This window comes from Vibrio pomeroyi (genome assembly GCF_024347595.1).
In the GTDB taxonomy this organism is placed as follows: domain Bacteria; phylum Pseudomonadota; class Gammaproteobacteria; order Enterobacterales; family Vibrionaceae; genus Vibrio; species Vibrio pomeroyi.
In genome coordinates, this window is sequence record NZ_AP025506.1 from 3,044,632 (window position 1) to 3,057,334 (window position 12,703).

General features: G+C 45.7%; 8 protein-coding genes. 2 read left to right on the plus strand and 6 right to left on the minus strand.

Going from position 1 to position 12,703, the window contains the following annotated elements; translation table 11 throughout:
- Positions 1–19 precede the first annotated feature (19 nt).
- The 6 genes from glnK to hrpB all read right to left on the minus strand — a co-directional run bounded on the left by glnK (position 20) and on the right by hrpB (position 11,210).
- Positions 20–358: a P-II family nitrogen regulator gene (gene glnK, locus OCV12_RS13255; protein WP_004738200.1), complete on the minus strand. Its 339-nt coding sequence runs from the start codon at positions 356–358 to the stop codon at positions 20–22.
- A gap of 250 nt (positions 359–608) precedes the next feature.
- Entirely contained in the window at positions 609–977 is a 369-nt protein-coding gene (locus OCV12_RS13260; RefSeq protein WP_261884852.1) for a YacL family protein, read from the minus strand.
- A gap of 159 nt (positions 978–1,136) precedes the next feature.
- Positions 1,137–3,725, minus strand: coding sequence for a bifunctional aconitate hydratase 2/2-methylisocitrate dehydratase (gene acnB, locus OCV12_RS13265; RefSeq protein WP_261884853.1), 2,589 nt, complete (start codon positions 3,723–3,725; stop codon positions 1,137–1,139).
- 272 nt (positions 3,726–3,997) lie between these two features.
- Positions 3,998–6,337, minus strand: coding sequence for a patatin-like phospholipase family protein (locus OCV12_RS13270; protein ID WP_261884854.1), 2,340 nt, complete (start codon positions 6,335–6,337; stop codon positions 3,998–4,000).
- Between the two features lie 38 nt (positions 6,338–6,375).
- The gene (mrcB, locus tag OCV12_RS13275) at positions 6,376–8,775 is read right to left on the minus strand and encodes a penicillin-binding protein 1B (RefSeq protein WP_261884855.1); all 2,400 of its coding nucleotides are present in this window, start codon (positions 8,773–8,775) and stop codon (positions 6,376–6,378) included.
- Positions 8,772–11,210, minus strand: coding sequence for an ATP-dependent helicase HrpB (gene hrpB, locus OCV12_RS13280; protein ID WP_261885960.1), 2,439 nt, complete (start codon positions 11,208–11,210; stop codon positions 8,772–8,774). The genes mrcB and hrpB overlap by 4 nt, the downstream gene beginning before the upstream one ends.
- A gap of 94 nt (positions 11,211–11,304) precedes the next feature.
- Between hrpB and sfsA the strand changes: the two genes are divergently transcribed.
- Together sfsA and dksA are read left to right on the plus strand one after the other, a co-directional pair.
- Entirely contained in the window at positions 11,305–12,030 is a 726-nt protein-coding gene (sfsA, locus tag OCV12_RS13285) for a DNA/RNA nuclease SfsA (RefSeq protein ID WP_261884856.1), read from the plus strand.
- Between the two features lie 135 nt (positions 12,031–12,165).
- On the plus strand, positions 12,166–12,612 hold the full coding sequence (gene dksA, locus OCV12_RS13290) for an RNA polymerase-binding protein DksA (protein ID WP_004738189.1): 447 nt from the start codon (positions 12,166–12,168) through the stop codon (positions 12,610–12,612).
- The last annotated feature ends 91 nt before the right edge of the window (positions 12,613–12,703 follow it).

The window sequence follows — 12,703 nt, forward strand, 5'->3', positions numbered from 1 at the left end:
CTCCAGTCCTTGTAATTCTTTAAAGTGCTTCAGCATCCATTTCACCAGTACGAATTCGTACGGCTTGGCTTAGGTCATACACAAAAATTTTGCCATCGCCGATTTTTCCGGTGTGTGCCGCTTGGCTAATCGCTTCAACAACTCGGTCAACATTTTCAGCTTGAGTAGCTATCTCTAGTTTTACCTTTGGTAGGAAATCTACTTGGTATTCCGCACCACGGTACAATTCAGTGTGTCCTTTCTGACGACCAAAGCCTTTCACTTCAGAGACCGTCATACCTTCAATACCCACATCAGAGAGTGCTTCACGTACATCATCTAATTTGAATGGCTTAACAATGGCATTTATTAGTTTCATATTCGTTCCTTAAATTCTTCACTTAATCCGTTAATTCTCTTATTACAATCCAAGTAGCGTGCCAAAAAGTTAACCTATTGATTTTAAAGAATATAAAAATAATAAAGCCGCAATAACAAAAAAGGCCGCACCAATATGGTGCGGCCTTTTCACTATCTTAATGCGTTGCACTATTGTTGCTCCAGTTTTGGGCAACAAGGTCTTCAAAGCTAAAAATAGAAACAGAATATCGAGCTTAGAAAATCAAAGACTAGTAACCTAGAAACTCCATCCAACGCTCAATCAGTAGCTCGAAGTCATCGATGCCACAGCTTGCTTGGCTCTCGCAGTTATAAAAGTCGAACTCACTGCCCTCTTCCATCTCTTGCTCGTGGCCAAGTACGTTTTCTTGAATCGTCACTTCGTCTTCATTGATCGCTAAACTGATCTCTTTACCAAGCAAGGTCACTTCATTGCTCAGATCCTGTCGAGATTGCTCAATAAGCGCCATTATATTTTCTAGCTTCTGCTTATCTTTACCGATCTCTTCTTGTAGCCAGCGGCCAACGATCTCGTGCCCCATGCTGCACTTTACATAGTACTCGCCCATTAAAGTGTTTCTTGTAAATTCAAATTCCATAAAGGCTCCGCGCACTAATGACAGATAGGGTTAAAAATGAGGCGAGAGTATATAGCGAAGTTATCAAGAGATCGAGTCGCTCGTCACCGAACATGCAGACATAAAAAAACGCCTTCTACGAATAGAAGGCGTTCAGCAAGTTACTCAATCAGTCAGCGGTTATGCTGGCTCTTGGAAAATAACCGTATCTGCTTTTTCCGTGTACTGACCCATTTTATGGAAGTTCAGGTAGCGGTATGTATCTGCAGCCGTTGCGTTAATCTTCTCTGCGTACTCAAGGTACTCTTCTTTCGTTGGGATACGACCAAGAATCGCACCAACTGCAGAAAGTTCAGCAGAAGCTAGGTAAACATTCGCACCAGTACCCAAACGGTTCGGGAAGTTACGAGTAGACGTAGACATTACTGTCGACTTATCTGCAACACGTGCTTGGTTACCCATACACAGTGAACAACCCGGAGTTTCGATACGAACCCCAGCACGGCCGAAGATGCCGTAGTAGCCTTCTTCTGTCAGCTGGTCTTTATCCATCTTAGTTGGCGGAGCAACCCATAGGCGAGTGTTTAGAGAGCCATTGAACTCTTCAAGCATCTTACCTGCAGCACGGAAGTGACCTATGTTCGTCATACAAGAACCGATGAACACTTCTTGAATCTCAGTGCCTTGAACGTCAGAAAGAAGACGAGCATCATCTGGATCGTTTGGAGCACATAGGATTGGTTGATCGATGTCAGCAAGGTCGATCTCGATAACGTGAGCGTATTCAGCATCTGAATCAGCAGACAGTAACTCAGGGTTAGCTAGCCACTCTTCCATAGCTGTAATACGACGTTCGATAGTACGAACATCACCGTAACCTTCAGCGATCATCCACTTAAGCATCACGATGTTCGAGTTCAAGTACTCAGAGATAGACTCTTCAGAAAGCTTAACCGTACAACCTGCAGCAGAACGCTCAGCAGATGCATCAGAAAGTTCGAATGCTTGCTCAACAGATAGGTGCTCAACACCTTCAATTTCTAGTACACGACCAGAGAATTCGTTGATCTTACCTGCTTTCTCTACGGTCAGTAGACCTTGCTTGATACCGTATAGAGGAATCGCGTGTACTAGGTCACGTAGCGTGATACCTGGCTGCATTTCACCTTTAAAACGAACCAAGATAGATTCAGGCATATCAAGTGGCATAACACCCGTTGCTGCCGCGAATGCGACTAGACCAGAACCCGCAGGGAACGAAATACCTAATGGGAAACGAGTATGCGAGTCACCACCTGTACCAACAGTATCAGGAAGCAACATACGGTTGAGCCATGAGTGGATAACACCATCACCCGGACGCAGTGAAACACCCGCACGGTTCATGATGAAATCAGGTAGCGTGTGATGCGTGTTTACGTCAACTGGTTTCGGATATGCCGATGTGTGACAGAAAGACTGCATCACTAGATCCGCAGAGAAGCCAAGACACGCAAGGTCTTTAAGTTCATCACGCGTCATAGGACCCGTAGTATCTTGAGAACCTACGGTTGTCATCTTCGGCTCACAGTATTGACCAGCGCGAACGCCTTCAATACCACATGCTTTACCTACCATCTTCTGAGCAAGCGTGTAGCCTTTATCAGAAGCAGAAGGATCAATTGGTTTAGCAAACATATCCGTTTCAGCTAGACCTAAAGAATCACGAGCACGACCTGTTAGGCCACGACCAATGATCAGTGGAATACGGCCACCAGCACGAACTTCATCTAGAAGAACTTTGCTGAGTTCGAAGTTTGAAATTACAGAACCGTTTTTGTGAACAACACCTTCGTACGGGTAGATATCAATGATATCGCCCATGTTCATGTCTTGTACGTTCAGTTCGATAGGTAGTGCGCCTGAATCTTCCATTGTGTTGTAGAAGATTGGAGCAATTTTACCACCTAGACAAACACCACCAGTGCGTTTGTTTGGTACGAATGGGATATCTTCACCCATGAACCAAAGCACTGAGTTTGTCGCAGATTTACGAGAAGAACCTGTACCAACAACATCACCAACGTAAGCCAGCGGAATGCCATCTTTTTGTAGTTCTTCAATTTGAGTAATTGGACCAACGTTACCCTGATCATCAGGGGTAATGCCTTCACGCTCCATTTTCAGCATCGCTTTTGCGTGTACTGGGATATCAGGACGTGACCATGCATCTGGCGCTGGAGATAGGTCATCGGTGTTCGTTTCACCAGTGACTTTGAATACTTTTACTGTGATTTTTTCTGCTACTTTATCTTTCGCTGTAAACCATTCAGCATCAGCCCAAGATTGAAGTACTTGTTGTGCAGCAGCATTGCCAGCTTTCGCTTTCTCTTCTACGTCGTAGAATGCATCGAACATTAGGAGAGTGTGAGACAGCGCTTTAACAGCGATAGGAGCAAGCTCAGCATCATCAAGCAGAGATACTAGAGATTCGATGTTGTAACCACCTTGCATAGTACCAAGCAATTCTGCAGCTTTTGCTTTGCTTACTAGCGGAGATGATACTTCACCCTTTGTGATAGCCGTAAGGAAACCTGCTTTTACATAAGCAGCTTCATCTACACCTGGTGGAATGCGGTTTTCTAGTAGGTCAAGAATGATCTCTTCTTCACCTTGAGGTGGATTCTTCAGAAGTTCAACTAGGCCAGCAACCTGCTCAGCATCTAGTGGTTTTGGAACAACTCCCTCGGCAGCACGTTCTTCGACGTGTTTACGGTAGGCTTCAAGCACGACTTTTTTCCTCTCATTGCGGTTCACTTCTTACCTTCATAATTGTTAGTAAAATAAAGAAGCGAACATCCTTGGAAACTTGGCTCTCCATTGCCATTTTTGTCATTCAATTTGTATTGATGAGCGGCGTCATAGAGGCCAAACTGTGGGCGGTAGAATAGCAAATTTAACGTTAAATTAAAATCTTATCATTTTGACCAACATAGCAAGTTAAGACGAAAGTCCCACTATTTTTGCCTATTTACGCACTTAAATGACGACTCTGCGCATGATTATTTGTAAGAGGTTCCTACAATCAAGTAAACCGAGTCGAAGTTATCTTCAGTTCGTCCATAAGCTAATATGATTGGCCCAATTGGCGAATCCACACCCGCGAACACAGATCCAGCGGTGTACATTGGCGCTTCATCAAGCCTTAAATCATTGTTCGACCAGACACCACCATGTTCAATGGATGCGCCCACGTAGAACGGTGATTCAAAGAGACCGAAGTCATTTTCAAACCACTTATATCGATAGATCAGACTGGTGTACGCCAAGTTCTGACCGATTAAGCTATTTCTTGGGATACCCGATAGGTTAAGGAAACCACCTAGCTCTTTAGGGTCGATAGGAAAAATCGAGTTCTTACTCTCCACAATGCCATAATCGACCTTTCCGACTAAAGTATGTCTTTCATAACTTTGTGCAGCCATGAAATTCGCTGAAAACTCATAAACCGTATCACTCTCAGAGGTGAGTTCAGTGTCATTGATATTAGTATCATTCTGAAAGTCGTCATGAGAGACCAGATATTCCAAGTCGACAAAATAACCTTCGGTAGGCAAGCTAAAGTTATCTAAAGTATCCAATCGATAACTGATGAAACCGCCAATACGTGTGTAACCACCGTTACCAAGAGAAGGCAGCGAAGCCACTTCTACATCACCATCGGTATAGCGAGCACCAAATTTAAGCTCTTGCCACAAAGTGGGTTGATAGCCCAACGCGATTTCACCAATGTATTCGCTGTATGTCATAGGGAAATAGTCTTGAGTTACATCCAGAGTGGGTTCTGCAATCTCATCAATATCCACTGGCAAATTTCGATTTTGCTTGCTGTAGACAATCGAAGCTGAAGTAAATAACTTTTGACTAGAGAAGAAAGGCGAAAAGAGTTCCGCCTCAATTCGCTTGTCGGTACCCATCTCGATATTGGTTCTTAACTCCGCACCGTGTGAGTTAATATCGGTGAAGTTAGCCGAGAGACCGATCGAGTACTGGCTTGTGGTAGAGAAATCGTCTTCAAGAAAGAATCGGAAGTTGAGGTAGTTAGGGCCCCACGACTTCTCATTCACATCCACATGAAGTTGCTCTTCACCATCAACCGTTTCAAATTCATAAGTCACGAGTTCAAATCTATCTAATGCATAGAGGTCTTGTACTTTAGATTCGATTTCACTGGTTTTCAGAACCTCACCGGCATCGAGGTTTAAGCGATTTTCAATCAGCTTGTCTGAATAGTGGGTGTTGTTATTGATCACCACCTTGTCGATCTTGGTTTTATCACCGTGCTTCAGCTGTCTTCGAGCTTTCTGCTTGTCATCAATATAGTGTTGGTAGTCTACATTCGAGAGCGACAACTTAGAAAGCTGCTCTGTGTACTGCCTAGTCGCTTCATACCCAGCATGATAAGCCGTCGGCATTTTGTCGAACTCTGTGGTTTCCATTTCCCCAACATCAGGGCGTAGGAAGAAATCATGGTCTGTTAACGTAGCGGCTTGCTCTTGGGTACTGCGTTGAACCAGGTAATTAGAGAGTTGGTCTGCGGCAGCAAGAAAATTAGTGAAGTCTTCTTTGCTCTTATAGTTTGTACTGATATCAACAGCAATAACGATGTCTGCACCCATCGCTCGAGCAACATCCACAGGCATGTTATTGGTAACACCACCATCGACTAGCATTCGCCCATCGACTTCATAAGGTGGAAGCGCTCCGGGTACTGACATACTCGCCATCATGGCATCAACGAGGTGACCATGGTCAATAACCACTTCTTCGAGTTCAATAATATCAGTAGCTACAGAACGGTATGGGATAGCAAGGTTATCAAAAGAGTCGAATGAAGACAGATTTCCGGTGGTCTCGCGCAGGATACGCAACATATTCTGACCTTGAACCACACCTTTTCTCGCTTTGATTTCACCCCAGCCTAAACCGAGGTCGGTGTTCAATTGATAGCGATCTTCATACTCTTTGTCACGCACACGGCGATCACTACGGTTAACGCGGTCGCGATAACCACGATTCCAATCAACCGTGTAAATAAAACTTTCAATCTCGTCAGCGCTCATCCCTGTCGCATAAAGACCACCAACGTAGGCGCCCATACTGGTACCAGTGATGTAATCGACTGGGATCTGCATCTCTTCTAAGGCTTTAAGCACACCGATGTGGGCAGCACCTTTCGCTCCCCCACCAGCAAGAACGACAGCGACGGTTGGCCTTTTATGAGCTTGTGCAAGTTCAACGTGTTCTGATGAATCAACCTTCGTCGCAGTTGCTGCAAACAGTTGAAAACTGATCACTGTACCTACAACACCTAAGCTGCTCACTAACCAACGAGAAATCATTCTTTAAACTATCCTTGTCATTGTTTTCTGTTACGACTTTACCACTGAAAAAGCTTCTTTAGCCACTGTTTTGGTTGACTTTCACAGCCCTTTTTAATGTTCCCGCTTTCATCCCAAACAGGCAATTTAACGGTACCATCACAGTCAAACTCCAAAGCACCTTCGGGAGTTCGAGTAAAGCTGGCGGTCGCAATCCCTGTCGGCCAAGGCAGCAATAACTGTTCCGGTGTTCTTTGCTTCAGGTAATCGGCATAGACACGCAGCGCACCACTAGAACCTGTCAGTTTAGTCGGTTTATTGTCATCACGCCCGAGCCAAATCGTCGTCACTTCACGACCATCAACCCCAACAAACCAACTATCGCGACTGTCGTTACTGGTGCCCGTTTTACCGGCTAACCCTGCCCATGCAAACTGACCTTGTAGGAAACGCCCCGTTCCTTCCGACACACCACGCTTCATCGCATAGGTTGTTAGCCAAGCTGCTTGCTGATCAACACTTTGCGATACGCGAGGGATTGATTGATATAGAACCTCACCATCATTATCAACCACTGAGCGAAGCGCAGACAGCGGTGCGATACGGCCTGAGTTGGTGATTGTCTGGTACATCTGTGCAACTTGGAATGGTGTCAGTGAGAATGAACCCAAGAACATCGATGGCACTGGGCGAATCTCATTTTTATCGACACCCAGCTTTCCAATTGTATCCGAGACACTATCAATACCTAACTGCATTCCCAATCGAACCGTTGGCACGTTATAAGATTTCGAAAGTGCCACATACAAAGGCACCTCTCCGCGGAACTTACGATCGAAGTTTCTCGGGCTCCAGACGCTGCCTTTACTGCCTTTCAAGCTGAGTGGTGTATCCATCAAAGTCGTTGCAAGCGTGTACTTTTGTGGCTGCTCCAATGCCGTCAGGTAGATTGCAGGTTTGACTAATGAACCAATTGGGCGACTTGCATTCAAGGCACGGTTAAAACCATCGTAGCCCGTACGCTTGCCCCCTACCATCGCACGGATTTCACCAGTATTTCTATCAACAGCAATCGCGGCCGCTTCAAGCTTGTCACGTGCAGTTTTGGATAAGTCTGGTACCTTACGCGCAATCGACTTCTCTAGCTTATCTTGAGACACAGGATCAAGAGAGGTAAATACTCGTATCCCTTTCTTGGCTTCAAATCGGTCTCCAACGTACTTTTTCAGCTCGATGTTAACCTGTTGGAAGTAAGCAGGCTGTCGGCTAGCAATGCGCGGATTATCTTGAATATCCAAGTCACGGCTTGCAGCCTCTTCATATTGTCTTGGAGTCAAAATATCTTGTTGCATCAATAAGCGAAGAACCAGATCTCGTCGAGTCTTAGCGCGTTCAGGATAGCGAACAGGATTGTAATACGACGGCCCTTTCACCATACCGACTAGCAATGCTAGCTGATCGATGCGCAGCTCTTGGATCGGTTGACCGAAGTACAAACGCGAAGCCAAGCCGAAGCCGTGGATGGCTTGACCGCCATTCTGACCTAGGTAAACCTCGTTCAAGTAAGCTTCTAGGATGCGATCTTTGCTATAACGATGATCCAAGATCAGTGCAATGTAGGCCTCACGAACCTTACGCCACAGTGTTCTTTCACTAGATAGGAACAAGTTTTTCGCCAACTGCTGAGTCAGCGTACTACCACCTTGTACCGTGCGTCCGGCTTTAACATTCACCACCATCGCACGAGCAATAGCCAATGGCGAAACCCCATCGTGTTGGTAGAAGTTTCGGTCTTCGGTCGCCAGTAGCGCATCAACCATCACTTCTGGGAATTGGTTACGTTTTAAGAACAGTCGCTGCTCATCGTTGCTTTTCTCAAGCATGCCCAGCATTTTCGGTTCAACACGTAGATAACCCATGTCGCCTTTTTTCTCTAGCGACTGGATTCGAGTTAATTCATTGCCATTGAAGTGCAACATCACATGACGGTCAGCTTCCGGCCCGTCAACGAACTCGAACGGACGACGAATCATCTCAATCTTGGTTGAAGAAGAAGAGTACTCACCCGGATGACGAGGAGAATTCACCTTACGATAATTAAGTACATCCAGTTCATTCTTAACCTGTGTCAAACTCACCGCCGTACCCGGAGACAGATCCAACACGCGAGCATAAACAACGGTAGGCAAATCAAACAATTGACCTTCAAAGCGCTGCTTGACCACCGAATCTAGATAGATACCGACGAACAACAACAACGCGGCCAAGGCTAAGCCCGCTTTCCAAGCTATGCCCCAAAGGATCTTCAACCAACCTCGGTTGCCCGTTTTCTTGGCTCTTGGTTTGGTCTTCTTCGCGGCTGCTCTCGGTTTTCGAGGCTTGGCTTTGGTCGCTGGTGACTTCTTTGCTGGCGCTTTTTTAGGTGGTGCCTTTTTGGGCGTTAACATTTTGGTCATCATCGGTTCAACTGTCGTTTGGTTTTAGTGGTTGCTACATGGTTAGCAGGATCATCGGGCCAAGGGTGTTTTGGGTAACGGCCTTTCATCTCTTTTTGTACTTCTTTATATGCGCCAGCCCAAAAGCCAGCTAAATCCTGAGTGATTTGCAATGGTCGCTGCGCTGGAGAAAGTAACTCAAGCACGACTTTTTTACGACCTTGCGCTATCAATGGTGAGTCTTGTTCACCAAAGACTTCTTGCATTCGCACCGAGATCACAGGCTCCGATTGATATTGGTATCGAATCGCTTTTTTACTGCCTGTAGGCATCACGTAATGCGTTGGTAACCATTGGTCTATTTCTTGATTCAACGGCCAACCAAGGTACGCCGACAGTGCCTGTTCAATGGAAACACCCGACAACCCTTTTGCTGACTTTATGCCATTCAAATACGGCAATAACCAAGTATCTAGATGTTCAATCAAGCTAGCATTATCCATCGCAGGCCAATCATATTCTGGCATCCAAAGCTGAGCGCATCGTACACGCTCAACAAGCTGCTTCGCGGCTGGCGTCCAATGTAAATGATCAAGCCCGCATCGAGCGATATAATTGAGTAGCGCTTGGCTTGCCTGATCCGCACTCGGCTCAGGTAAGGCTTTGGTACTGATAATCAGTTTGCCCAAAGAGACTCGCTGCTCGGCAACTAAGCGGCCACGTTTTTCATCCCAATCCGCATAATCTGAACAGGCAAAGAGTTTTGGAAACGCTTCTTCTAACTGCGCAATATCAACGGCGGTTGCCAAGAAAATCTGACTGGCTCGTCCTGTGCTGCGCATCAAATCAATCACCACGATGTAATCGTTGTTCGCCAATGGATCATCATCACGCACCTCAGCGCCGTGACCATTCGCAAGCAGGAAAGCACTACTGGTTGCGCTTCTCGCTTGAGCTATTCGGTCAGGGAATGCAAAACAAAGCACTAATGGTAACAATGATTCATCAAGTTGTGACAAATCTACGTGATGATTGAGTTTGCTGGCGAGACTTTTCGCTCGCTGCATCACCACGCTGTTTTTCGAATGTTTTCTTTGCTTAAGTCGGTGCAATGAATGCTGAATATCGGTGACGTTGCGTTCAGGTTCTTCAAGTAAAGCGGCGGCGACAATCGCAGCATTCAGCAATGCCGGGCTGTTCTGTTGCGCTTTTATCAGCATGCTGGCGATACGTGGCTCAAGGCCTAAACGTTGAGCCTGTTTACCTAGCGCCGTAAATTGACCATTGCTGTCTAATAGCTCAAGGCTTTGCAGCAGTTGTTTGGCTTGCTCAACTGAAGCTTGTGGCGGAACATCTAGCCATTGCAACTCATCTGCATTTGCTGCACCCCATTGCGTCAGCTCAGCCACCAGCGAAGAGAGATCTGAATGTAAAATTTCAGGTTCAGGTACAGCGGGTTGCTGCATTAATTGCGTTTCGCTGTACAAGCGAACACACAGACCTTCTTCAATTCGCCCTGCACGGCCTGCACGCTGCTCAGCGGAAGACTGCGAGATTTTCACTTGCTCAAGCTTAGTGATACCGGTTTTCAAATCAAACTTCGCCACACGTTCAAGACCAGAATCCACCACTAACCGAATACCCTCAATGGTCAAAGAGGTTTCAGCAATATTGGTAGCCAATACCACTTTGCGTCGTCCTTTCTCAGATGGTGCTATCGCTTTCTGCTGTTGAGGAAAACTGAGTTGACCATACAAAGGGCACACATCGATATCGCTAGAGAGTTGTTCTAATTGAGACTCCACCTGCTTAATTGCAGAAACGCCAGGCAAGAATGCTAACAACGAACCGGATTCCTTCTCCATCAAAGAACGAATCACATTCGCCATTTTAGGGGCTAAATATTCATTAGTACTGAGAGGCTGATAGCGAAAGTCGACCGGGAAAGTACGACCTTGAGATTCAACATATTTGGCATTCGGCAATAAAGATTGCAACGCTTGTTGATCTAACGTTGCCGACATCACAACCACTTTCAAATCATCACGTAGCGCCTCTTGGATCTCTAAGCTAAAAGCCAAAGCGGTATCGGCATGAATGCTGCGTTCGTGAAACTCATCGAAGATCACCATATCCACCCCTGTCAATTCAGGGTCGGTTTGGATCATTCTTGTCATGATCCCTTCGGTAACGATCTCCAAGCGAGTTGTGCTGCTGGTTTTAGATTCACCACGAACTCTAAAACCTATACTCTCCCCGACCTTCTCTCCCAATTGGCTCGCCAAGTAAGTCGCAATATTTCTTGCCGCCAAACGCCTAGGCTCAAGCATGATAATTTTGCCTTGAACGGCATTAGTCTTAACCAGCTGTAAAGGGAAGAATGTTGACTTACCTGCACCGGGAGCGGCCTTTAGAATAAGTTGAGTGTGTGTTTCTACGCCAGCGAGCAGATCTGGCATCACAGCTTCTATGGGCAGTTGTGGCAATGGGAGAACCTTGTGGTGTAATGTTGGCAACATTGTACATAAAAACCTACCCGTCTAAATAAGTAATATGCACTTCAATCCGCCATTAGAGTCAGCGACTCTTATCAAACGCTATAAACGTTTCCTCACTGACATCAAACTTCCTGACGGCAGCGAGCGTACTATTCACTGTGCTAACACTGGCGCAATGACAGGATGTGCGACTCCAGGCAACACCGTTTGGTACTCAACATCCGATAATGCAAAAAGAAAGTACCCAAACAGTTGGGAGATCTCAGAAACAGACAAAGGTCACCGTATTTGTGTAAATACTGCGCGAGCAAACCAGCTAGCGGTGGAAGCAATTGAAAATGGGACTATAGTTGAACTCTTAGGTTATAACGCGTTACGAACCGAAGTGAAGTATGGTAGCGAGAATAGTCGAATTGACATTCTGCTTGAAGATAACGAAAAGCCGCCTTGTTATATCGAAGTAAAAAGCGTCACTTTGCTCGACGAGCAACAAGCGTCAACCGAAGGACAAGGTTTTTTCCCTGATGCGGTCACCACCAGAGGCCAAAAACATCTGCGTGAACTCACAGAAATGGTCGAATCTGGAAATAGAGCGGTACTTTTATTCACTGTTTTGCATTCAGGTATTGAAAAAGTGTCTGCGGCACACCATATAGACGCCAAATATTCGTTATTACTAAAACAAGCACAAGACGCTGGAGTTGAAGTGCTTTGCTATAAAGCAGAGCTCAGCAGTACTCAAATACAACTAAAACAATCTGTTGAATTTATCAATAACTGAACAAAGGTGTTGAACAAATCACATTGATTGCAAGTTTGAATAAGAGTATTTGCCACCATTCGTTCTTTCTGCTATAGATACCCGCCTTAAAATTAGCTGCTTTGCAGTTGACTAGGTGTAAATAGGAGATGCTGTATGCCAGAATCTAAGAAAAAAGCGCTAGGCATCCTAGCCATCGCAGGTGTTGAACCGTACCAAGAAAAGCCAGGTGAAGAATACATGTCACCTGAGCAAACGGAACATTTTACAAAAATTTTAGCAGCTTGGCGCAACCAGCTCAGGGAAGAAGTTGATCGTACTGTTCACCACATGCAGGACGAAGCAGCGAATTTCCCAGACCCAGTTGACCGTGCTTCTCAAGAAGAAGAATTCAGCCTAGAGCTACGCAACCGTGACCGTGAGCGTCGTCTAATCAAGAAAATTGAAAAGACACTAGACAAGATCGAAGAAGACGATTTCGGCTTCTGTGATTCTTGCGGTATCGAGATTGGCATTCGTCGCCTTGAAGCTCGTCCAACTGCTGACCTTTGTATTGACTGTAAAACACTTGCAGAGATCAAAGAGAAACAGATGCAAGGTTAATTCTTGCAGATATAAAGAAAGGGAGCTTTGGCTCCCTTTTTTGTTGGTGAACTCAGCGTTAAAGCGTGAGTTAGAAGCAATACTACGACAG